The organism is Promicromonospora sp. NPDC050249 (genome assembly GCF_040656015.1).
Lineage (GTDB): Bacteria > Actinomycetota > Actinomycetes > Actinomycetales > Cellulomonadaceae > Promicromonospora.
This window is the reverse complement of record NZ_JBFAKY010000003.1, coordinates 194,000-216,071: the sequence shown is the minus strand read 5'-3', so window position 1 is coordinate 216,071 and position 22,072 is coordinate 194,000. Positions and strand designations below refer to the sequence as shown.

16 protein-coding genes and 1 pseudogene are annotated in these 22,072 nt (G+C 66.8%); 9 read left to right on the top strand and 8 right to left on the bottom strand.

Annotation, left to right across the window (positions count from 1 at the left end; translation table 11 throughout):
• Positions 1–24 precede the first annotated feature (24 nt).
• A complete protein-coding gene (locus AB0I32_RS03885) occupies positions 25–1,098 on the top strand; it encodes a DUF294 nucleotidyltransferase-like domain-containing protein (RefSeq protein ID WP_357503066.1) in 1,074 nt (357 codons plus the stop codon).
• 760 nt (positions 1,099–1,858) lie between these two features.
• Here AB0I32_RS03885 and AB0I32_RS03880 read toward each other — a convergent pair.
• The 5 genes from AB0I32_RS03880 to cutA all read right to left on the bottom strand — a co-directional run bounded on the left by AB0I32_RS03880 (position 1,859) and on the right by cutA (position 9,928).
• Entirely contained in the window at positions 1,859–2,440 is a 582-nt protein-coding gene (locus tag AB0I32_RS03880; protein WP_357503064.1) for a hypothetical protein, read from the bottom strand.
• Positions 2,441–2,759: 319 nt separating this feature from the next.
• Complete coding sequence (locus AB0I32_RS03875; protein ID WP_357503062.1) at positions 2,760–4,394, bottom strand: hypothetical protein; 1,635 nt, start codon at positions 4,392–4,394, stop codon at positions 2,760–2,762.
• A gap of 439 nt (positions 4,395–4,833) precedes the next feature.
• Positions 4,834–8,343 carry a MobF family relaxase gene (gene mobF / locus AB0I32_RS03870; RefSeq protein WP_357503060.1) on the bottom strand — a complete coding sequence of 1,170 codons (3,510 nt, stop codon included), beginning with the start codon at positions 8,341–8,343 and terminating at the stop codon, positions 4,834–4,836.
• Between the two features lie 343 nt (positions 8,344–8,686).
• Positions 8,687–9,130: a hypothetical protein gene (locus tag AB0I32_RS03865; RefSeq protein WP_357503058.1), complete on the bottom strand. Its 444-nt coding sequence runs from the start codon at positions 9,128–9,130 to the stop codon at positions 8,687–8,689.
• A 438-nt stretch (positions 9,131–9,568) separates the two neighbouring features.
• Positions 9,569–9,928 carry a divalent-cation tolerance protein CutA gene (cutA, locus tag AB0I32_RS03860; protein ID WP_357503056.1) on the bottom strand — a complete coding sequence of 120 codons (360 nt, stop codon included), beginning with the start codon at positions 9,926–9,928 and terminating at the stop codon, positions 9,569–9,571.
• A gap of 178 nt (positions 9,929–10,106) precedes the next feature.
• On the opposite strand from cutA, the gene AB0I32_RS03855 reads away from it, so the two are divergent.
• The 3 genes from AB0I32_RS03855 (at position 10,107) to AB0I32_RS03845 (ending at position 13,991) form a co-directional block, all read left to right on the top strand.
• The gene (locus AB0I32_RS03855; protein WP_357503054.1) at positions 10,107–11,306 is read left to right on the top strand and encodes an MFS transporter; all 1,200 of its coding nucleotides are present in this window, start codon (positions 10,107–10,109) and stop codon (positions 11,304–11,306) included.
• A gap of 44 nt (positions 11,307–11,350) precedes the next feature.
• Positions 11,351–12,397: a MerR family transcriptional regulator gene (locus AB0I32_RS03850; RefSeq protein ID WP_357503052.1), complete on the top strand. Its 1,047-nt coding sequence runs from the start codon at positions 11,351–11,353 to the stop codon at positions 12,395–12,397.
• Positions 12,398–12,686: 289 nt separating this feature from the next.
• Positions 12,687–13,991 carry a hypothetical protein gene (locus tag AB0I32_RS03845; protein ID WP_357503050.1) on the top strand — a complete coding sequence of 435 codons (1,305 nt, stop codon included), beginning with the start codon at positions 12,687–12,689 and terminating at the stop codon, positions 13,989–13,991.
• 50 nt (positions 13,992–14,041) lie between these two features.
• On the opposite strand, the gene AB0I32_RS03840 is transcribed toward AB0I32_RS03845, so the two are convergent.
• Genes AB0I32_RS03840 through AB0I32_RS03830 form a run of 3 tightly spaced genes read right to left on the bottom strand, consistent with a single transcriptional unit; the run spans position 14,042 to position 17,220 of the window.
• Positions 14,042–14,866, bottom strand: a complete 825-nt coding sequence (locus AB0I32_RS03840; RefSeq protein WP_357503048.1) for a carbohydrate ABC transporter permease — start codon at positions 14,864–14,866, stop codon at positions 14,042–14,044.
• Complete coding sequence (locus tag AB0I32_RS03835; protein ID WP_357503046.1) at positions 14,863–15,834, bottom strand: sugar ABC transporter permease; 972 nt, start codon at positions 15,832–15,834, stop codon at positions 14,863–14,865. The genes AB0I32_RS03840 and AB0I32_RS03835 overlap by 4 nt, the downstream gene beginning before the upstream one ends.
• A gap of 9 nt (positions 15,835–15,843) precedes the next feature.
• A complete protein-coding gene (locus AB0I32_RS03830; RefSeq protein WP_357503044.1) occupies positions 15,844–17,220 on the bottom strand; it encodes an extracellular solute-binding protein in 1,377 nt (458 codons plus the stop codon).
• 174 nt (positions 17,221–17,394) lie between these two features.
• Between AB0I32_RS03830 and AB0I32_RS03825 the strand changes: the two genes are divergently transcribed.
• From AB0I32_RS03825 to AB0I32_RS03805, 5 genes and pseudogenes are all read left to right on the top strand, one after another.
• The gene (locus AB0I32_RS03825; RefSeq protein ID WP_357503042.1) at positions 17,395–18,468 is read left to right on the top strand and encodes a LacI family DNA-binding transcriptional regulator; all 1,074 of its coding nucleotides are present in this window, start codon (positions 17,395–17,397) and stop codon (positions 18,466–18,468) included.
• A 28-nt stretch (positions 18,469–18,496) separates the two neighbouring features.
• Positions 18,497–19,234, top strand: coding sequence for a phosphatase PAP2 family protein (locus AB0I32_RS03820; protein WP_357503040.1), 738 nt, complete (start codon positions 18,497–18,499; stop codon positions 19,232–19,234).
• The gene (locus AB0I32_RS03815) at positions 19,234–19,923 is read left to right on the top strand and encodes a phosphatase PAP2 family protein (protein WP_357503038.1); all 690 of its coding nucleotides are present in this window, start codon (positions 19,234–19,236) and stop codon (positions 19,921–19,923) included. The genes AB0I32_RS03820 and AB0I32_RS03815 overlap by 1 nt, the downstream gene beginning before the upstream one ends.
• Before the next feature lie 149 nt (positions 19,924–20,072).
• Positions 20,073–21,575, top strand: a complete 1,503-nt coding sequence (locus AB0I32_RS03810; RefSeq protein ID WP_357503036.1) for a ricin-type beta-trefoil lectin domain protein — start codon at positions 20,073–20,075, stop codon at positions 21,573–21,575.
• 130 nt (positions 21,576–21,705) lie between these two features.
• Positions 21,706–22,023: pseudogene (locus AB0I32_RS03805) on the top strand (NUDIX domain-containing protein); the annotation flags it as partial.
• Positions 22,024–22,072: the final 49 nt, after the last annotated feature.

Genomic DNA, 22,072 nt, shown 5'->3' with positions numbered 1-22,072 from the left:
CCTCGCGCAGACAAGGAGGCTACCGTGTCTGACGCGTTGCACCCGAGCCAGGTTGAAGAAGAGTTCACTCGTGCGCTCGGCGTGTTGTCCCTTGACGCCGACCGGTATCCCAACCTCCTTGCAGCTATCAACCTCAGTGCAACGAGAGTTGAGCGCGCTCGGGAAGTACTGAAGAACGAGCTCGGCGAGCCAGATCCGCCCATAGACGTAGTGGCGTTCGGTTCCATGGCACGCTTTGAGATGACTCCAGCCTCCGACTTTGACTATCTCGTAATCGCGTATGGCCTTGATGTCCAGCCTGGAGCGTACCGGCGCACCCTGACGATTGCGGATAACCTCCGTGCCACAATCGGAGAAGCCAACGACATCCGCAAGCCTGGCACGTCCGGGCTATTTGGCATCATGGTATCCGCACCCGACCTTGTTGATGTTATCGGGCTGGAGCGCGATACCAACCATTCTCATTCGCGGCGGGTGCTCCTCTTGGAAGAGTCGGTCTCCCTCTACGATCCCGCAAAACACGCGCGCCTAATCGAAGCAATCATCGGGCGCTATCTAGAAGCGCGCCCGCCGAGCGCGAGTGGCATGCCTCGTTTTCTCCTCAACGACTTGGCGCGGTACTGGCGAACCTTGTCGATTGACTATCAAGCGAAGACACCGCCACCAGCCCGCTACTCGCTGCGATACCTGAAGCTCCTCATCTCTCGCAAGTTCACCTACGCGAGTGCCTTGGCACCGCTCATGACCGTCGTCTTGGCGGAGCATCCCGACCTCCACACATCCCTCTGTGATGCGTACTCTCGGCCCCCAATCCTCCGCATGCTCGATCTTGGGGCAGTCCTTCACTCCAAAGGGGATACATCGGCTGTCCGTGCGATCGCACAGACCCTTGATGTCACGGACGAGTTCAACGGGCTCCTCGGTCAGCAGGAGTGGCGTGACCGGGTCAAACGAGAGTGCACGGAGACTAATGACCCACGAGCGCCAACAGAGTTCGCGCGGGCACGGAAACTGGCACGCCAGCTTCAGACACACCTTGAAGAGGTCTTCTTTTCCGAGACCCTAGCTCCTATTGCACGGAAATACCTAACATTCTAGAATGTGGAGACGATGACGAACAAGACTGAGCCCATTACGGACACGCAACACGCAGATGCGTGTCCCGAGTGCGGGTTTAGCCTGTACCACCCGATAGATCGTCTCAGCCACTCCAATATCGGCCTATATAGTGATGAGCGGTTTCCCGGACGCTGCATCGTGACACTGCACGAGCACTTCGACCGCCTCGAGGACGTTTCACCAGATTCCGTCCTCGGGTTCTTTATGGATGTACGTCGCGCCAGCACAGCAATCCGCAATGCCACAGGCTGCGAGCGTGTCAACGTTGCTGTGCTCGGCAATACTGAATCCCACGTGCATGCCCACCTCGTCCCTCGGTACCCCGAGTGCGAGGAACTACCGCAGAAGTCTCCGTGGAACGATCCTCGACCTCACCGAGAGTTGCCTTCCGAAAAGCTCGACTCGGTCATGCACCTCATCTACATTGAACTTGAGAAGTTGCGACGCCCTACATCCAAGAGGTCGGCGCGATACGACGAGGATAGCCGCCTTTTCTAGCGACTTGAGTCCCGAAAAGTCGTCGTCACTTTCTATAGCGGTTGCAGCAAAAACACGCCGCCGCGTGCGTCTTTCGTGGTTGTGCAAGTAGGTCTTGTGGGGCTCGCTCGATGAGGTGTGCGGAGAGAGTTTCACCGGTGGCGAGTTTGATGACAGTGGCGTGGTCGCCGGTCGCGAGGACTTGGGTGCCAGCATGGGCCGCGCTGATGCCGAGGCGGTGCGTTTGCACAATCCCGGATTGCTAAACCACGCCCGTCTCTGCGGTGCTGCCCGCCTCGCGCAAAGCCCTGCGCGCGCGCCAGGCCCAGATCGCACGGATCGGCCACGGAGCCAGTCGGCCACTGAGTGCCTCGATGTCAACTCGCATGAGGGCGACCGCGTTTCCGCGTTGATGGAGAAGCTTGCGGCGAAAATCCTCCCACTCGTCGGAAGTGACGTCCGATATGAGCCGGTTGTGTCCGTGCTCATCCAGAGGCAAGTTCTCGCGCGACGCCACGTCGTGAAGGAACTCGGCTAGGACGGGGTGACCGGTGATCTCGACCTCCGAGGCCAGCGCGGTCATGAGGTTCATCGCTTCCGCAAGGCCATAGCCGGTCCGGACCCTGTCTGCATCCTCGCCAGCCTTACCTTCCAGATCGAGGCGGATCCATTCGAGGATCAAGTGGTTGATCTGATCGAAGGCCAGCGCAACCCGAACGTAGAGGCTTCGGCGAGACTCACGGTCCTCCTTCGCGACCTCATGACGCGCTTGCCGGCCCGACAACATCCATTGGACAAGGAAGGTTAGTAGGGCACCGAGTGCCACCGAGACGATGGCAGTCATTGCAGGGTCGCTCAATACGCTCTCCTGCCCCTGCATAACCCTATAAGCAGTTGGTCCTGGCGACGGAGTCGGCATGTACTGACCGTACCCTCGCCCGCGCCCGACGCGTCCGACCCGAGCCCGCAGATCCATGGCGCCCGACTCGCCCTCGTGACCTGCTCAGGCGGTGCGGTCAGGAGTCGCCCACGAGGGCGACGCAGTACGTGTCCTCGCTAGGCACAGGTCGTCCTCGCCTGTTCAGCCCGCGCCTTGGCCGTTACCGCAGTCCATATGCGCACATTCCCCAACCAACCGAGCTGGCTGTAGCGTTCAAAACGACCTACACCGGGTCCAAATCATTGCCATCCACCATGACACTCGCTTCTGGCACAAGTCGGTAGTCAGGAATCCAGGCATCCGTTGGAACAGACGTTACACGGGCCCCATAAATGAAAGCCGAGACATTGCGCCGTTCCCCGTCCTTTGAGTATGACTCGCGAATTTTCGCGATCCTATTTAATTGCGCGGGCTCAATGCCCAGGACAGATGTCGAATCAACAACTGCCGCCGCTCCGCTGCGCGCATCATGCACAACCCACTGGTCCGACCCCGACGTTCTGACCACAAGCAGCACCGGGGAGTCGACAGCCGACGGTGCGCCTCCGAGTCGACCGTCCACACGCGCACGCTGCATAGCAGAACGCCATCGAGCGAAAGTCTCCCGCCACGGAACCTCCGTCTTGCTCTCCACGAGATCCCGCATACGCCTGCTCCACTTACCCCTGCGCTCAAGCCCGATCTGGCCCGACAGAATCATCGCCGTACGCGGATACTTCTTAAGTTTACTCGCAACACGATCTCCCATAAACTCAACGAGACTCTGTGTTGCATCAATAGCAGCGCGCGCCTCGTTCAGGGTTGGCCCGTAACCCCCGTGAACGACACGATTTCGAAGTGTTGCGACGTCCGTCCACCACCGGTTGACCGGGCCCTCTGCATCCAGCGACCACACCCCGCCCAAGCGCTCGTGATACTGCGTCTTCACACGCTTCGAAATGGATTCGAGCGAATCAAAGATCTCTGCAGCAGATTCGGGGCGATGAACCTCCTCCCACATTAAATGTGACAAGAGCTCGTCGAACAGGACCTCGCACGCGGTCGCGGAAAACAATACGGTAGACCTGTAGGAACCATCCCTGGAGAAGGCAACATTGGCCTCTCGCACTAAGTCTGCATATGATGAGAAAGCGGAACCTGCAGCCTGGTGCGCAATCGCCGTGTTCAGCAAATGCGCATCACCTTCCGACCATTCGACTGATACCCCAGGAATGTTCGCATTTAGAAGGTACATGGACATCGGAGCCTCAAAGGGCAGCGGCTGACCATCCTTGTCCCGCAGTTCTCGCACTGCAAATGGGATAGCAAACGGCAGGGATTCGCGCGTCACGAGACGCACTGGGATGTGTTTTGCAATATAATGCGCTCTTTGAAATTCTCGGACATACTCCAGGCCTCGGTCGAACGCATCTGAAATCGGGTCATCAATGACACCATCCTCGGTGGCACCCGATTCCTCGGGTGCATCATCGACACCCTCCGGCAAATCGACTGCGACCGCCATCTCGACGACGGTCATTGTGATGCTAGGTGCATCCAGTTTTCCAGGCGACCCTGTCGGATTCGACGGCCTAGACGAATCCGGGAGAGATTGTGCGGCAAGCTCAAAGAGCGCGAGCATTTCTTCCCGACCCGGCGCAGGCACTTCGATCTGATGAAAGCAGAGTGAAGCCCCAACACACATCGGGGGCAGTCCATCCTTCTGCATCCGATCGTGAGGCACTTGCTCAATCGCCCTAAACATATAGGGCGATGGGAGCGTCAGGGCATCAGGCAAGGGAATAAAGAAGTAGGCAACGTGTGACGCAACAAGATCAGGCTCCCACGATTCAACACTCTGATCGCCATCAATCTCCATGCCGCCTCCAATGCGCTTGCTGTCCGCCCAGGTGCAGATCACAACGATCAAAGCGACGAGGCGTGGAAATGATCAGCCTTCGGCTGATCAGCCGCACCGTCGTCCATCCCGCTCCGGAAGCCTAGAAGCCGCAGCCGGAGAACTGATGATTGAGTACGAGTCGTCGAAAAGACTCAGGAAATCAAAACCATCCATTTGGTTACCTCCGACCTCGCGACCGGTTTCGCGGGATACTGCAGAGAATCGGTCGAGGATCAACAGGATCACGATTGCGGCGGCTGCGGCGATTGAGCCTTGCGGTCCAGGGCACCCTAGCGCTACGCAGCAGACTACGGCCGACTTCGAGCGTGTGGCACCGAGCAGCGGGTGATCGCAGGGTGATCTCCGATGGGAATCACAGTCGCAGCGTCAATTACGTGCGACGAGAACTGCGCTTGTTTCACATGCGGATGCCTTGCCCGCGGCGTATGACGTCCGGCCGCTGGATCTGCGTGACCGGAGATCGTGTCGCTTGACGGAGGGCGGTAGCGGCGCGCGCAGCAACGACCGCCTGAGCATCAGTAGTAATTGGGCCGTCTCCGAGTGGTGTGCTGCTGGTGATGCCGTAGCGGTCGCGGTAGGCGGCGAGCATGCGTGCAGCGGCGTTCCATGCGTGTCGGGCTCCGGGCTCGCCTGATTCAGGACCAAGCGCGGCGAGCCAGGGCTCATGGTCGTTGATGGCGCGTTGGACGAGGACGGTGACACGTTGTTCGATAAGCACTGCCCGCTCCTGGAGGGCCTGGCGGTACTCATCGGTCATGGGCCCGCCAGCTTCGGGGATGAGGCCCGCGATTCGTCGTGATGGGCGTCGTTGGATGGTCAGTCCGTCCTGGCGGACGGGTCGCGCGGTGGCGGTCGCGAGGCGGTGGTGCAGGACGGCTGCCGGGTCGTCGGCGTCGTCCAAACCCCGCTGGGCCACGAGCTGGGGCAGCACACTCTCGATGTCATGGCCGTCTGCTTCGGCGCGGCGGAGCTCGGCGGTCAGGGCTCCGAACGCGGGCGCGGTGATGACCTGGTCCGCGTCCCGGGGTGGGAGGCCGCACTGGTGGAGTAGTCGGGTCCAGCGGTCGCGTTCTGCGGCTGCGGCCAGGGTTTCGTACTCGGCGGCGAGCTGCGCGACCGAACCCCACCGCTGCGCCTCGTCCTTGCCGACCTGGGTCGCGGACTTCTCGGCTCCGACCGTGCGGACGATCCCGGCCAGGATGCTTCGGGGTGTGGGGTCCTCGTGGTCGTCCGGCGTGATCTCCACGGGAGTGTCGGTGATGACGTAGGCCGTGTTGCTCTCCCGGCCCCGGGTCAGGCCGACGTACAGGCTCTCCCGGGTCATGCCTGGCCCGGTGATGAGGTGGCTGGTGTCGACCGTGAGCCCTTGGGCACGGTGGGTGGTCACCGCGTAGCCGAGGTCCAGGTGCTCGGCCGCGTACGCCGCGGGGAGCACGACCGTGTTGCCGTACTCGGCTTCGGGTCGACGTACGACGACCGACCCGTCACCGCGGACCTTCACGAGCGTCCATCGATCGCCGTTACGCACCCACGAGCCATTCCGTGTTCGCAGGCGGCGGTCGTTGCGCCGGGTGATGACCACGTCCCCTGCCGACGCGTCGAGCCCATCAGCGAGCCGCACGGCCCGGCCAGCATCGGTGGCGCCGGTCTGGAGTCGTTCGGTGCGGGCGCGTTCGTTGACCGCCCGGACGGTCTCGCTGTCCGAGGCGACGAGCACGGAGGTCTTGCCGTCGGCGAGGTCGTCCTTCCACGCGGCGTACGCGGTCTCGACCATGTCCTGGGCGTCGCCGTCGCGGACCCGTCCGTGGTCCAGGTAAGTGTCGATCGCTTCATCGTGTCCGTGGCGTAGCGCGAGGGAGGCGTGCTTCTCCCACGTGTGGGCGAACCGGTGCACCTCGGTCAGTTCCGGCACCCTGTCCTCGGCCTCCCGGGTGGCGGCGAGGAGTGCGAACGCTCCGCCGGCCTCGACGGCCTGGAGCTGGGCCGGGTCGCCGACCAGCAGCACCTTCGCCCCCACCTCGGCGGCATGTGCGGTGATGCGGTCCAGGGTCAGGGTCCCGGCGAGCGTGGCCTCATCAACGATGACCAACTGCCCCGGCTGGAACACGGCGGCCTGGTGGACGTGGTCGTAGAGCCACTTGGCCGTGTTCTCGCACGCGATCCCCAAATCTTCGGCCAGGACCGCTGCGGCAGCCGCCGACGGCGCGAGCCCGACGACGGACTCGGGGCCGTGCTCGTGCTCCCATGCAGCGCGCAGGGCTCGCATGGTGGTCGTCTTCCCGGTGCCAGCCGGGCCGACCAGCAGGTCCACCTGCCGAGCCGAGACAGCAACACGGGCGATGGCCTCAGCCTGCTCGACTGAGACCGCCCACGTCCGCTCACCGGGACCGCCCGTGGCGGTGGCGTGCTCGACCGCATCCAGGCGGATGGTCGGGCCCGTGCGGGTGCCAGCACGGTCCTGGAGCCGTGCCTCGGCGTCCAGAAGGGCTTGCGAGGAGTAGAGGGCCGAGTCCTTCGGGCGCAGGATGCTGCTTCCGTCCGGGCGGCGGAACTCCTCGGGGGTGACGGCCAGGTCGTGCGGCGTCAACCGCACCGAACCGCCCTCTGCCCGGTCCGTAATCGCCGCGACCACGGCCATCCGGTCAGCCGCGGAGGCGAACCGCAGGGCCTTGGTCTGCCGGGCCGCTTCGGCATACAGGTTCCAGCGCCGCCACGTCGGCCGCTTCTCCGAAACCACGACCACCACCATCTCGGCAAGGTCATCGATCACGTCCAGCGGGACGTCATCAGCCCGCAGCACTCGAGGCGGCGCCTTGGACACGAGGTCGCCGGCCCACGTACCGGGGTCGCGGCCCAGGACCTGGGCAGTACGCAGCCGCCACGCTCTGGCCAGATCGGCCAGGGAGTGGTGCGTCTTGTCCGGACGGGTCTCCCGGCTGGCCCGCTGCCGGTACTTGTTGATCGTGGGCCGCCTAGGGCGGCGCCCGTACTTCGCGACGTGCTCCGCGATCAGCTCGTCAGCGCGAGTGTTGACCTGTACCGACCGGCGCGAGAACGCCACCATCAGATCATCCGGGACGCCCTTGATCGACCAGCCCGGGTTGCGGCCCTGCCCGGCCCTGGGCCGCAGCTCCCACCCAACACCCAAGGTGCGGGTCAGGTGGTCCATCACGATTGCTTCGTGCAGCTCCGACATCGCGACCGTCGCAGCGTGCAGCCCCCGCCCGTCCAGAGACCGCCACCTCCCGTCCAAGAGCGTTTTGACCTTGTTGGAGACCACGACGTGGGTGTGCAGGTGCGGGTCGTTGGTCCGTGAGTCCCAGTGATCGAACGCCATACCGATCAGGCCAGTGACACCGACCTGCGCCACCGCGCCGCCCTCCCCTGCCGCGCTTGTCGCGTTCCCGGCGACAGACGCTCCGGTCCGGGTCGCGGCCAGCTCGCGTTCCATGAACGCGAACACCTCGGCCACCGCCGCGTGGTGGATCGCCACGATCTGTTCCTGGACCCCGGCATCGGCCACACCCCACAAGATCGAGGCCGACTTCGGCAGCGCGAACGAGAAGTCATACCCCGCCACCGCACGCCGAGACTTACCGCCCGCGTTGGGTCCGTACACCGGGTAGGCGCGACCGAGCTGTTCCCCCGTGATCGGGTCCAGGGCCTTGCCCGCCAGCCGGGCCATCTGCTCCTCGGTCACCATGTCCCCCACGAGCAGGCGCCCCAGCTCGTTCGAGCCCAGGCTCGCGACCCCGGAACCCATCCACCGGCCGGGCGGAGTGCCCGTCTCGGTGTAGTACCGCGTCAACGGGGTACTCATCGACCGGTCGCCGTCTCCGGCCGCAACCGACCTCATGAAGTACGAATACCCGTCCCCGCCCGACATCACAGCAATCGTCACAGCCATACGCCGCACACCTCCTCAGCACGAGGTGTGCAGCCCGCACCCAAGGCGAGCTAAATCGCTCTAGGTGCCTCGATCTGCAAGAGGCGTGTGGCCTTCTCCGGGGCGGTCCGCGGGACCTTCCGTCCAGCCGTTCGACTGCCCTAGCCGCGCAGCCGTGTCAGTCGCGCTGCGCGCAGCCACGTGCTCGTCCGTCATGGCGGCTCGCCGGCTGTGCCCGTGCCGCCGGGTGCCGAAGGTGCGTGCGGTGGAGTCCCTCCTACGAGCTCGAGCAATCTTCCCGGAGCATGCAAAATGGCCGCCTTCCCCGGTAGTGGGATGGCGCCCCTGCGGTGACGCCACCGGCCTAGCCGAACGACTCTCGGAAGACCCCATCGGGGTCCACGACCTCCAGGAAATCGATGAAGTCGAGGTTCGCCAAGACAAGGTTCACCTCAATCGCGAGGACAGCCTCAGGGACGATTCTGAACGTAGCTAGGTACGTCTCGGAACCGTTGAAGACATCCACGACGAGGAGAGTGCTGTCGAGCATCGACCGCGCGTCCGCGACGAAGACGAAATCCTCCACCTCGACCATCTCCGGGATTCTCGCAGGAGTGATTCGGGCCAACCGCGGGTCCTCCACGATCAGGAGGCTTGCCCTGTCCGTACCATTCGGCCCAACTTGCTGGCGAGCTTCGGCGAGCACCTCCTGGAAGCGGGCATCGTCGGTGTAGTCCGTTCGAACCAGGACGCCGGACAAGTCGAGCTCATCGACGGGTGGGACGATCTTCGCTGGCATGTCGCTCACGGCCGCCAACCTAGCGTCGAACCGTCCAGCCGGACTGAGTGTTACGTCGGGGCGACCCACTGGCGTTCCTGGCGAAGCAGGCCTGACGAGACTGGCCCTTATTGGCCCTAACTCTCGCCAATCTGGCCCTAGCTAGGGCCAATAAGGGCCAGTCCCGACCCCACGCCGACCCACTCCAGCATTACAATAAGACCAGGTCAGCAGCCCTTTTCCGCCGGTTGGCCCGCATCATCCAATCGCCACCTGGCAAGGCTTCCAAACTAATTGCGCGGGTTTAATTCCGTCACCCGCTCAGGGTCGGAAACTGTTCCTGACCTGGGCTTCGAGCGTTGTAGAAGGCAGAGACGGTGCCGAGTGGCCATTACCTGCCCAACGCCGTGTCGATTGGAAGGCGCACACCGCCGGGCGTGATCTGGATGAGCATGTCGATCACCGCGGTCACGATCCCTCGGCACGACCCACTTCCGGACTCGTAGTTTCGTCGGACCCACTCATCGCCCACGCAAGGTACTCCGGGCTCGCACTGATGATCGGGGTGACTACGATCTCCGGCACCTCATACGTGTGCAGAGCCTGCACGTGCCGCACAAGCTGTTCGGCCAAGGCAGGCCGGGTCTTGAGGACGAGCCGCCACTCGCGTTCCCGGTGCATCTCTCCCTGCCATCGAAAGACCGACGTGATGGGGCCTTCAAGCTGCGCGCACGCCGCCAGTCGGGCCAGCACGGCGCCCTCACCAAGCTCAAGGGCAGCGGCCTCGTCGTCGAACGTGCTCGTCACCTGCACCAACACTGGCTCCATCCGTCCACCCTAGCTACGCCCCCTCACTGCGACGCGATACAGCGCAGTTGACCATGCGGCCGTCGTGACCATGCACGGGACCCCGGTTGCCCCTACCGCTGTAACAGCGGACGGATCCACGGCCAATACGCGCGCAGTCATTGACCCTCAACCCGGTCGATCCCCCAGGTTCACGGGCATGCCTACCCCGCTCCCCCGCGCCTGGCTCGTCTTCCTCGCCGCAAGCACGCTCAGCCAGCTGGGCAACTCGGTCCTCTGGTTTGCCCTCGGCTGGGCCGCTGCGTCACACGGCGGCCAGGTCGCGGCGCTCGTACTCACCGCGTCCGGCCTGCCCTGGCTGCTCCTGGTCCTGGTGGGCGGCTCCGTCGCCGACCGTGTAGGTGTCCGGTGGCTGCTCCTGTGTACCGAGTCCGTGATGGTCATCGCCTGTCTCGCCCTTGCTGTCGGACTGCACACCACCGGCCCGGCACCGTGGCTCCTTGCCGCTGCAGGCCTGGCATCCGGTGTGGTCTCGGCGTTCTCCCTGCCGGCACTGGGCTCGATGCCCCGCCACCTGGTGGACGACGCCGCCCTCCCCCACGCGATGGCCCTGCGGCAAGGCCTGGGTCAGGCCGTGCTGCTTGCAGGCGCGCCGGTCGGCGGCATCCTGGTCGTTACAGTCGGCCTGCCCGTTATCGCGGTCGCCGACGCGGTCTGCTTCGCCGCGGTACTTGTCGCCCTGGCGGTACTCCGGCCCAGGCGCAGCGTCGGCCCGTCCGCGGGATCGTTCTGGCACTCACTGTCCGATGGCGCCCGCGTCGTCGGCAGTTCACGTGGCCTGGCGGGGGCGCTCGTACTGACCGGCGCCGTGGCCGCCGTCGTACTGCCGGTGTCGTCGCTGCTCGTGCCGTTGCTCGGGCGGGCGTCCGGATGGGACGCAGGCGCGACAGGGGTCGTGGTCGGCGCCCAGGCGGCAGGGGCGATCGGCGTTGCGCTCGTCATAACCCGGACCGGGACGGCGCGACAGACCGGGCAGGCCGTTGCGCTGGGGCTCGCCGCTGCGGCGGGTGGCGTGGCACTGGTCGCGTCCGGAGGTGGGAACGCGATGGCCCAGGCCGCTGGTGCGGCCGTCGTCGTCGGGGCGGGGACGGGCGTCGCCGTCGCGCATCTGGGGCCGTTCGTGCTGGGCAGCGCGCCCCGCACGCACCTGGCCCGGGTCCAGGCATGGACCGCACTGGCACAGCTCGCACCCATGGTGGTGTCCAACAACCTGCTCGGTGCCCTCGCCGAGCAAGTTTCTCCGGGCGCCGCCCTGTACTGCTGCGCCGCCGTGCTCGGGGTATGCGCGGTAGCGGCCACCCGGCTCCGTACGGCGGCACGCGAACCGGCGTCGACCTGACCTCGTCTGGACCCTCGACCTGGTCGAGGGTCCATCCTGTACCCGTGCACCACGCAAAGATGCTGGCCGTCGGCGCGTTCTCACGCGCCTCGGGTCTGCCCGTCAGCGCCCTGCGCTACTACGACGCCGCAGGCGTGCTCCGGCCCGCGCACGTGGATCCGGCCACCGGCTACCGCTGGTACACGCCGAGCCAGGTAGAACGAGCCGGACTCGTCGCGCGGATGCGCCTCACCGGTATGCCGGTAGCCGACATCTGCCGCGTCATCACCGCCGATCCCGTCAGCGCTCGTCGGGTCGTCGATGCCCACCAGCGCCGCCTGGAGGCCGAGCTCGCCACCGCGACCGCCCATCTCGCCGACGTGCGGGAGCTCCTGGCGGCGACCACCCGCCTCACGGTCAAAGCCGCCGAGCTGCGTGCCGCACTGCGTTCCATCCGGCACGCCGCAGGAGATCACTCCTCATGGCCGGCACTGCGTGGCGTGCTGTTCGACGTCGACGACGCCACCCTCCGGCTTGCTGCCACCGATCGGCACCGACTGGCCACCACCGTCCTACCGGTGACGGACGTGGAGGGACCGCCCGTGCGGGTCATCGTGCCGGTCACGGTTGTGGACGCGTTCCTGGACCGCACAGAGACGGCGCAAGTCAGCATGTCACTGGCCGCCGGCCACGTCGCGCTCGGGGCCTTGGACGGCGCCCCGATCGATGCGCTCTACCCCGACTACCGGGCGCTCCTCGCGGCACACGGGTCTCATCCGGGGGACACAAAGGAACCCGCCGCCGGCGTTACCGTGACGGCACCTGACCTGCTCGAACAAGTCATACGGGACGAGGCCAGGAGTGGACCGGACGCCAGGCCACGCAACGACCTGGTCATGATCGGTCTCGACCCCACCAAGGTCCACATCGGCGACGCGCCCCGCGCCGTCGCCTTCGACCGCAAGTACCTCGCCGACGCCGTCCGCTCTTTCGGCGACGCGGATCTGCGGCTGACGGTCGGCGAGCGCGACGCCATCCGCCTCGCCGCCGTTGGCGGCCTCGACGCCGTCGTACTCCTCATGCCCGTGCGACCCAACGTCGACGCTGCCTGAGCCGTTTCCGGCCGGTTGACCCGCGTCATCCGAACGCCACCCCGCAAGGCTTCCAGACCGATCACGCCCGCCCGACCGTCGCACCCTTCATCCCTGCGCTCCCGGCGCGCTAGCCTTGCTCAATCGATCTAGCAAAGGTCGAGGGACTGGAGCAGACGCGGCCTCCGATGCCGTCTCCGACAGTTCCGCGCCGTCAAGGGAGACACACATGCGCACACCCCTACCACCCCGTGCAGATCGACCACGCGCCTCTGGTCGACGCCGTCCACGCCACCTCGTCGCGGCAGCCATGGCCGCCGCGCTAGCAGTGAGCGGTGTCCTCGCCTCGACCGGCCCGGCGTCAGCAATCTCTCCCCCGGAGGCGATCCCGAGCTCGTCGCAGCAGGGCGGCAACGACCACCACGTTCTGGGCGTCACGCCCGTCACCGAGGTCGGCTCGTTCGGGCAGCAGGTGACCAAGGTGGTGGTCGAGTACGCCGCGCAGGTCGACGGCAGGGCTCTCTCGCCGCAGACGTTCCGGGTCGAGGACTCCGGCTACAACTTCCGTTTCGACCCGGCCTCGGAGCTCGGGAACCTCGTGGAGCGGCCGATCGCCGACGTCTACACGACCGACGACCCCGCGCGCCTGCTCGACCGGGACCGGCCCGAGCGGCGCGGACGGTACGTCGTCCTCGAGCTGGCCGACGACCCGGAGGGCGGCTGGACCGTCATCACCTCACGATGCCCGACGTTCCTGTGCTCGGTGCGCGTCAACCCGGACCAGCTCACCCAGGTCACGCAGCTCGACGACGTCGTCGGCCCGCGCGGGACAGTCGTCTCGGCGGCCGCACCGGAGACGCCGCACCGGATCACCGAGGAGTCGATCGACCGCGAGGTCGACCAGTTCGTGAGCGGGTCGCTCGAGACGACGTCGGGCGAGCTCCTGTACGACTACCGCCTGCCCGACCACTACAACCCCCGCAAGAGGTACCCGCTCGTCGTCGCACTGCCGGGCCACGGCATGGGGTACGACGGGCAGAACCGCGGCGTCCAGCTCGCGTCCGACATGCTCGCCCTCGCCTGGACCCAGGAGGAGTGGACCGAGACCCACCAGGACGTCATAGTGGTCGCGCCCCAGAACCGCCGGATCGGCAAGGCCGCCGAGGGCGCGCAGGTCGTCGAGCTGGTCGAGGAGTTCACGGCCCGCTTCGCGGTCGACCGGCGGCGCGTCTACGCGACCTCGGTCTCCTACGGTTCGCAGCTCATGTGGGAGGCGTTCTCCACCCGTCCGGACCTGTTCGCCGGCGGCCTGCTCACCGGCGGCTTTCCCGGCGACGCGGACGAGTTCGCGCCGATCGCCGCGGCGGAGGTCCCGATGTGGATCACCCACGGGACAGGCGACCACCTGCTCCCCGTCGCCAACGCGCGCGCGTCGTACGAGAAGCTCGTCGCGGCCTACGAGGCCCGCGGCCTGAGCATGAAGCGCATCGACCGGCTCGCCCGCTGGACCGAGTACGGCGACGACGCGTTCACCCTGCCGGACCGGCACCTCGCAGCGGCGCCCACCCTGGAGGATCCCGCGATCCTTCGGTGGCTGCTCGCCCAGGGCCGATAGGGCCGACCGCAGCGCGCGTCCGGCACGGTCCGGCGCGCGCTGCGGGGCTCCTAGCCCTTGACCGCTCCCTGCATGAGAGCGGTGACGAAGCGCCGCTGGAACACGAGAAACACCACGAGCGTGGGCGTCAGGATCAGGAGGGACCCTGCGCACAGCAGCGGGATGTCGGTCCCCCACTGGCCCTGGAAGGCGCCCAGCGCCCCGGCCATCGTGCGCTTGGCCGGGTCGTCGACCAGGACGATCGCCAGCAGGAACTGGTTCCACGTCCACAGGAACAGCAGGATCGCCAACGAGGACAGGGCGGGCATCGACAGCGGGACGTGGATCCTCGTGAAGAGCTGCCACGTGGAGGCACCGTCGATGCGTGCGGCCTCGGAGAGGTCGTCCGGCATGTTGACGAAGTGCGCCCGCATCCACATCACGGCGAACGGCATGTAGAGCCCGATGAGCGGCAGGATGATCGCCCAGCGTGTGTTCAGCAGGCCGAGCTCCCGCATCTGGTAGTAGAGCGGCACGACGACACCCTCGAACGGAAGGGTGAGGCCCAGGAGGAAGGCGATGAAGATCGCCCTGTGCCCCGGCGGTCGCAGATGGCCGAGGGAGAACCCGGCCAGCGTGCTGATGAAGAGGGCGACAGGAACCACACCCAGCTCGATGAGAACGCTGGAGGCCAGCATCTCGGCCATGTTCGCCGACTGGAACGCCGTGACGAAGTTCGACCAGTGCGGGGTCTCGGGAAGGGAAAGGCCTCCGGGGTAGGTGCCGGGTGCGTGCAGAGCCGTGATGAACAGGGTCACGAACGGCACGATCGTGAACACCATGAGCAGGACGAGCAGGACGCGGCCGAGCCACGTCTCGCGCGACGAGGTGATCAAGACTCCCTCCCCCGGGTGATGCGCTGGAGCGGCAGGACGACCGCGAGGACGACGAGCATGAGGACGACCGCCAGTGCGGAGGCCTGGCCGACCTCACGTTCGAAGAAGGCGAGGTAGTAGATCTCCAGGCCGGGAACGAGGGTGCTGTTGCCCGGTCCGCCCTGTGTGGAGATGTAGATGATGTCGAAGCTGGCCAGCGCGCTGATCACGGTGACGGTCAGGCAGACGCCGAGCTCCTGCCGCACGCTGGGCAGGGTGATGGCGAAGAACTCGCGCACTGCTCCCGCGCCGTCGAGCCGTGCGGCCTCGTAGAGCGCCGGGTCGATCTTGGTCATGCCGGCGAGCATGAGGACCATGCACAGCCCGAGGGACACCCAGGCACCGATGAGGCCGACGGCGGGCAGCGCCGTGTCGAAGTCCCCGAGCCAGGCGCGGGTCACGGACCCGAGCCCGATGATGCGCAGGAACTGGTTGACGACGCCGTCGGTGGACAACAGCCAGGTCCACATGATGCCCGCGGCCACGAGCGGGATGACCTGGGGCAGGAACAGGACGACGCGCGCCACGACGGCGACTCGGCTCGCGGCGAACTTGCGGATCGTCGCGGCGGCGACGAGCCCCAGGGAGACCGGCACGAGGCTGAAGTACACGATCAGCTCGAACGCGTGGAGGATCGGCCCGAACAGCTCGGGGTCGGTGAGGATCCGTGCGTAGTTCTGCAGCCCGACCCAGGTCGACTCGGTGACGCCGTTCCAGTCGTAGAAGGAGTACTGGATCGTGTACGAGATGGGGCGAAGCACGAACACCGCGTACGCGATCGCGGCGGGCGCGACGAGCAGCAGCGCCGCCCCGCCCTGCCGTAGGCGCCGCGCCCGGGAGGCGCGGCGCCTGGCGGTCTGGCCCGGGCCCGTGTCAGCGCCGGCCCTGCCGCGTGCGGGCGCGACGAGGGTCTGCTGTAGTTCGGCCATGAGGTCGCCCTAGCCTCCGATCTGGCTCTCGTAGTCGGACTGGACGGCGTCCAGCAGGCCCGACGGATCCTGTTCGCCGGCGACCATCTTCTGCAGGTTCGGCGTCCAGCTCTTGGCGTAGATCGAGCCGGTCGCGTTCGCGATGAAGTCCATCGCGCCGTTGTTCTCGCCCACCGCGGCACCGGCCTCGAGCGTCTGCGCGGTGACGGTGTCGGCGTCGACCTCTGGCATGAAGGCGTCGGACGGGCCCATGGGGTGCGACCCACCGACCTCGACGGCGATGGTGCGGGCCTCGTCGTTCGTCGCGATCCAGTCCAGGAAGTAGGCCGCGCAGTCCGGGTTCTCCGCCTGGGCGGAGATGCCGTACGTGAGCGGGGCGGACATGGCGCCGATCCCGCCGTCCGCCTCAACGGGCGGCATGAGGAAGAACCCGACGTTCCCGGCCATCTGCTCGTCGAGGTTCCCCGACTCCCAGTCGCCGTTGAACATGAAGACTCCGCGGCCCTCGATGAACCGGCTCATCATCGCCGCGTAGTCCAGCGAGTTGACGTCCTCGGAGAAGTAGCCTGCGTCGATCCAGCGCTGGAGATGCTCCGCACCCTCGAGGTTGGACGGCGAGTCGATCGTCGCGTCGGGCTGCTGGTAGATCCAGGAGTTGATCTCGGCCGGGTCGCCGTACGACGCCATGAGCCCCTGGAGCGGGAAGGCCAGACCCCCGGTCGCACCGCCGTTGAACTGCGTGATCGGCGTGAGGTCGGCGTCCTTGGCCTCCTGCAGGAGGGCGTCGAGCTCGTCCAGCGTGGCCGGCGGCTCGTCCATCCCGATCTGCGCGGCGAGCTCCTTGTTGTAGAAGACACCGGTCATGGAGAAGTTGAGCCCCATGGCGTACAGCGGGCCGTCGCCACGACGCCCCTCGTCATCGACGCGCATCTGCTCGAGCTGCGACGACGGCCACTCGTCCCACCCGAACGCCTCGGCATAGCCGTCGAGGTCCAGCAGCAGGCCGTCCGCCGCGAGCTCGGACACCTGGGGCAGCCGCATGAGGTCCGGCGGGTCGTCGACCAGGACCCGCGGTGCGTTCTGGGTGATGACCGCGAACTGGTCCTCCCGGATGTCGAACGTGACATTGGGGTGCTGGGCGGTGAACTCGTCGCTCAGCGCCTTGAACAAGGGGAAGCCTGTCTCGATGTAGGAGCTCAGGCTGACGTCCGCAGAGCCGCAGCTCGGCGCTGAGCCGTCCGAGGCGGCCGAGGCGGCGGGCCCACCCGGCTCGCCGGACGTGCTGGCTCCCGGCGGCGAGCATGCTGCCAGCGCGAGCGTGGCGCTCAGGCCCAGGGCAGCCGTGGTGGCCAGGCGTGTGCGGGTGGTTCCTCGTCGACGAGACACCGTCATCTCCTTTTTCGCCGGATCCTGGCTTCGTCACCAGGTTGCTAAACCGACTTAGCACCGTCAATATGGGCTCCGCCGACGAGGCGTGTCAAGTACCCGGCAGGCGACGGGCAGCTGGTTGTCGTCCTCGGATCACCCGCTGACTAGGATTCACGCGAGGAGTGGAGGCCCGTGGGAACCAAGAGAGTCACCCTTGCCGATGTCGCCAAGGCAGCAGGCGTGTCGTCGTCGACCGCCTCTCTCGTCATGACGGGGCGCGGGCAGGAGCTGCGGATCTCCGAGGCCGTGCAGGCACGCGTGCGCGACGTGGCCCAGGAGCTCGGGTACCGGCCCAATGCGGTTTCGGTCGGCCTGCGCAAGGGCACGACACGGACGCTCGGGTTCGTGTCCGACAGCGTGGCGTCCTCACGCCTCGCGGGCGACATGATCAAGGGCGCCATCGAGGCGGCCCGCGAGCACGGATTCATGCTCTTCATCGGCGAGACCGGCGGCAAGCCCGCAGAGGAGACCAAGCTCGTCGAGGCCATGCTCGACCGACAGGTCGACGGGATCATCCTCGCCTCGATGTTCACCCGGTCACGACCGCTGCCCGCCGACATCGATCGCACACCCGCGGTCCTCCTCAACCTTGTCCCCCCTCCTGGCGCGAAGATTCCGAGCGTCCTGCCGGACGAAGAGCGCGCGGGACGTGAGGCCGCGGAACTTCTCCTGGAGGCGGGTCACCGAGAGATCCACCTCATCGGAGCGGGGCCGGGACCGGACGACTGGTCCTCGGTGTCGGTTGCCGCGCACCAGCGGCTCAGCGGCATCCTGAGCGCCCTGGAGGAAGCAGGCATCGAGCCTGCCTCCGGTTTTGCGGACCCGTCCTGGCTGCCCGAGCACGGGTGGGAAGCGACACAACGGATCCTCGCGCGCGGCGCGGCCACCCCGTTCGCCCTCCTGTGCTTCAACGACCGCCTCGCGTTCGGCGCCTACCAGGCAGTCCAGGAGGCGGGCCTGACCATCCCCGACAACGTCTCCGTGGTCTCCTTCGACGACGCGTCCGTCGCCGGATGGCTTCGCCCCGGGCTTACGACGTTCGCCCTCCCCCATCGCGCGCTCGGCCGACGTGCGGTGGAGCTGCTGCTGGAGCTGGTCGAGAACCCGGAGGGCTCAAGACCAGCCGGCGCGAACGGCCTCGTCCACCGCCTGCCCATGCCACTGCGCTCCCGAGGTTCCGTCGCCGCACGCACGCAGACGGGCTAGTGGAGCCGCTCTGTGGCAGCGTGTCCGCATGAGGCCCACACTGCACCGCGGCCCCGGGCGCGATCAGCGGACCGCCGGAGCCCCGCGAAAGCCGACAGGCCGAGCACGCCGCCTCCTCCGCGCCGCACTGACCGGCGTCGCGACCGGCGTCGCCCTCATAGCCATCGCCCTTCTCGTGCGCGAGCAGTGGCCGCCGCTCCTCCAGCTCGACGAGCGCGCCGTGACCGAGGGCGCAGCAATCGCCGCACAGAACCCCGAGCTGCTGCGCGCGCTCATCCTCTGGCAGTGGGCTTTCCTTGCAATCCACCTGCTCGTGCCCGTCGCCGCGATCTGCCTCGCCTACTGGTGGCGCACCGGCAACACCACGCGCACCTGGTGGGCCATCTCGACGATCCTCACCGCCTGGGGACTGTCCAACCTGCTGAAGGAGGTCGTGCGCCGCGCGCGGCCCGTACTGGACCAGCCGGTGGAGAGCGCCGCCGGCTACTCGTTCCCGTCAGGGCACGCCGCGAACACCGCGGCGATGACGACGGCGCTGGTGGTGCTCGTGTGGCCGTCGCTCAGATCGCGGGCCCTGCGGGCCACGGCAATAGCGGGGGCCGCAGTGCTCACCGTCGCCACAGCAGTCGACCGAGTCATGCTCGGCGTCCACTACCCCTCCGACGTGGTGGCCGGCATCCTCTTCGGGGTCGGTTTCGTGCTGGCGTCGTACCTCGCCTACCGGCACTGGCCGACGCCGCGCCCCGAGTCCGGTAAGGAGTCCTGATGGTCGACCTCGAGCGGTGGGCGGACGACACCTCGGCACCCAGCGGGCGTGAGGCGCGGCGCGACCTCGGCCTGCGTGTAGCAATCCCGGCAGTGGTGTGGTGGGTGATCGTCGTCGGGCTCGGCCTCCTGCTCGCCGGCCCGCTGGTGGGCCTCAAGGAGCGTGAGAACGCGGTCAACGAGTGGTTCGTCGAGCAGCGCACGGCAACCCTCAACACCGTCACCGAGGTGTGGAGCGTGATGGGGACCACCGAGACGATCATCGGGATCTGCCTCGTCGTGTCCGGCGTCGTCTGGTGGCGCACCGGGCAGTGGTGGTATGCAGTGGTCCCGGCGATCGCGGTCGCCGTCCAGGCGGCGGTCTTCATGCTGGCGGCGCTCGTCGTGGGCGCCGAACGCCCCGAGGTGGAACAGCTCGACCACGCACCACCGACGTCGAGCTTCCCGAGCGGCCACTCCGGCGCCTCGATAGCGCTCTACCTGTCGCTGGCGCTGATGGCGCAGCGGATCGAGCGCACGTGGCTGCGCGTGAGCGTAACCGTCGTGCTGTTCGTGCTGCCGCTGCTCGTCGTCTACTCCCGGCTGTACCGGGGGATGCACTATCCGAGCGACGTCGTCGTCGGGGTGCTCAACGGTCTCGTGTGCGTCGTCATCGGGTGGTACTGGCTGCGGCGGACATCCCATGCGTGATCGTTTCTGATCGTTTACAACCCACTCTTGACCACCTACTGTTCGGGTGGGACTCTTACGGCGATGCTGGCCTCGGAAACGATCAGCATCGAAGCCCTCTGCTAGTTCACCGACGAACACGCGCAACGAAGCGCGAGATGGGTTGAACCGTGACGACACTCCGCCCTACCTCCCCACGCCCTAGAAGACCCCGAGCTCGCCTGGCTGCCGCCCTGCTGGCCCTGACCCTCCTGCCGTTCACCGCCGTCGTGGGCAGCGCTCCCGCGACTGCGGCCACCTCCCAGTTCCGCGGCATGAACTGGGCGGTCGCCGGCGACAACTTCTCGACGAGCCCGCTGGTGCTCGACGGGCTCTCGTCGTCCGACAGCTACGACACCGTGCGGGCCAAGGCCAACGCGCTCTACGACGACATGGGGTCGACGCTCGGCGTCAACACCGTCCGCCTGCCCGTCAACACCCACACGGTCGGCACTGCCTGGTGGGGTGCCTACCGCGGCACGATCGACGCGGCCACGGCCCGCGGGTGGAAGGTCATCCTCGCGTACTGGGAGGACGGCGCCGCCTCCGGCGGCAGGGTCACCAACACCGCCGCCTGGAACTCCATGTGGAACACGGTCCTGTCGCAGTACGCCTCGAACAGCCTCGTCTACTTCGAGCCGATGAACGAGCCGCACGGCTACTCGTCGTCCGATTGGCGCAACACGGCCGCCGCCTGGCTCAGCTCGCACAGCAACGCACCCCACGGCCGGGTCCTGATCGGCGGCACCGGCTTCAGCCAGGACCTGCGCGACGTCTGCAACGACTCGCGCTTCAACAACACCCTGCTGTCGTTCCACACGTACACGTTCATGTACGGCGCGATGACCTACGACGCCTGGCGGTCGCACATCACGACCCGCCTGGGGAACTGCGCGTCACGCGCCGTCGCGACCGAGTTCGGCTCCGCGATGAACAGCGGCCTGAACTACAACGACAGCGGCAGCACCCACAACATGGTCCGATACCTGCGGGCGGTCGCCCAGGTCATGCGCGACAACTCCATGGGCGGCACGTACTGGCCGGCCACCGGCGGCAAGCAGGGCAGCATCGGCTACGACTGGTACTCGATGTACATCAAGAGCGGCAGCGGTACGGCGCTCGACATGACGATCCGCAACTACTCGGGCGCCAACCAGTACCGGTATGCCATGGGCGACGCCGTGAACCCCAGCGGGGGCACCGGTTCCGGGTCCCGCGTCGGCACGATCGCCGCCAAGCACTCCGGCAAGTGCATGGACGTCGTCGCCGCCTCGATGTCGAACTCGGCCGAGGTCGCCCAGTACACCTGCGGCACCGGGACGAACCAGCGCATCGCGCTGAACGACCTCGGCAACGGCTACTACAACCTCGTCGCCCAGCACTCGGGCAAGTGCATCGAGGTTCCTGGCGCTTCCACGGCCGACGGCGCCGCCATCACGCAGTACACCTGCAACGCGGGCGCCAACCAGCAGTGGGAGCGGATCAGTGTGGGCAGCGACCACCAGTTCAAGAACCGGAACTCCGGCAAGTGCATCGAGGTCCCGGGCGCATCCACCGCGAACAGCGCCCGCCTGAAGCAGATCACCTGCAACACAGGTAGCACCAACCAGGTCTGGACGATCACGACTTCGTGATCCCTGATTGAGACAGTGCTGGCGACGGGCGAGGCCCTCAGCCTCGCCCACTGCCTGACCCTGTGCCGGCGGGGGGCGAGGCCCACAGCCTCGCCCCCCGCCGCGCAGTCGTTGACCATCGACCCGGTCGATCCCTCAGGGTCACGGGCATGTCTCCCCCGCGCCTGGCTCGTTCTCCTCGCCGCAAGCACGCTCAGCCAGCTGGGCGACGCAGTCCTCTCGAACCGCCCGACGGCCACCGATTCTGGCACCACGTGGTGCGGCTCCGCCTGAGTCCACCGCGATCGTCTTGAATGACGCCAGCGAAAACGTGCCGCTCATGCGGCGCCACCGATTCACTACAGACCAGATCGGCTGGGATGCCCCGGGTGGGACCGTCGAGAACGACGAGACGCCACAGGCTGCTGCTGTACACGAGACGATCGAGGAGACGGGTGGAAGCCCCGTGGTGAGAGACGTCCGGTCGCGGCCTTTCAGGCGATGCCCGAGATGGTGGA